This is a genomic window from Vibrio sp. 10N.222.55.C6, from assembly GCF_041473395.1.
Lineage (GTDB): Bacteria > Pseudomonadota > Gammaproteobacteria > Enterobacterales > Vibrionaceae > Vibrio > Vibrio crassostreae_C.
In genome coordinates this window covers 1-227 of sequence record NZ_JBFRSD010001065.1, presented here as the reverse complement: position 1 = coordinate 227, position 227 = coordinate 1, and the positions used below count along the sequence as shown (strand labels likewise).

The 227-nt window shown below is 41.9% G+C and carries 1 pseudogene; it reads right to left on the bottom strand.

The window, feature by feature from the left end:
- Nucleotides 1–227, bottom strand: a pseudogene (locus tag AB4486_RS27565) (PDC sensor domain-containing protein); the annotation flags it as partial.

The window sequence follows — 227 nt, the reverse complement described above, 5'->3', positions numbered from 1 at the left end:
AACAGATCACTAAAAGATAAACCTGATTTCAATTTCGCTTGTTGATACCAAGGACGAGTCGTTGGGTTGTATTTTTCTTTGATTCCAACACCGTTTGGGAAAGACTCTGAAGGACGAGAAGTGTAAGAACGACCATCATCAAAACCCACTACAATCTTGTCAATACCACCGAGCTTAGCGGCAAAATGCATCAGCGCTTCGTTTGGTACTTGGTATGGGGATTTCAT